General features: G+C 68.1%; 1 protein-coding gene. It reads right to left on the bottom strand.

The genetic code is table 11. The features are described 5' to 3' along the window. Window positions 1–159: 159 nt before the first annotated feature. Complete coding sequence (locus tag ON31_RS29420; RefSeq protein WP_039818320.1) at window positions 160–363, bottom strand: hypothetical protein; 204 nt, start codon at window positions 361–363, stop codon at window positions 160–162. Between the last annotated feature and the right edge of the window lie 69 nt (window positions 364–432).

The raw sequence follows: 432 nt of genomic DNA, 5'->3' as shown, positions 1-432 counted from the left end.
TCCCTTCCTCGAAATGATCTGCCGTCGATTCGGTCGGGTTGTCGCGTTCGTACCTCCACTGGGCGGGTGCCATCTCGTCGAACTGGCGCACGGTCGACGAGCCGAGCGCCGGGTGCGCGTGGTACTCGTGGTCGGGGATTCCGGCGATGAGCTGAGGCGTCACAGCGCCCCCAGTTCGTCGGCAACCCAACGATCATGTCCGCGGTCCTCAGCGTCGCCGTGCGGGTCGTCGGCCCACGGGTCGTCCCACAGGACACCCTCGCCATCGCAGTCCGGGCAGGTGCGGCCCCGATGGATTTCACCTGTGGCGCCGCAGCGCTGGCAGTCGTCGCCGTCGCGAATCAGGTTGTCGGGCTGGGTCATTCGGTACCGCCGATGCGGCCGGTGCCCTCACAGTTCACGCACGGCTCCTGCAGGTCGTCGAACCCCTCG

The organism is Nocardia otitidiscaviarum NBRC 14405, assembly GCF_000308635.1.
GTDB lineage: Bacteria > Actinomycetota > Actinomycetes > Mycobacteriales > Mycobacteriaceae > Nocardia > Nocardia otitidiscaviarum.
Note: the sequence above shows the minus strand (reverse complement) of the source record. Positions and strands in the feature narration are given on the sequence as shown.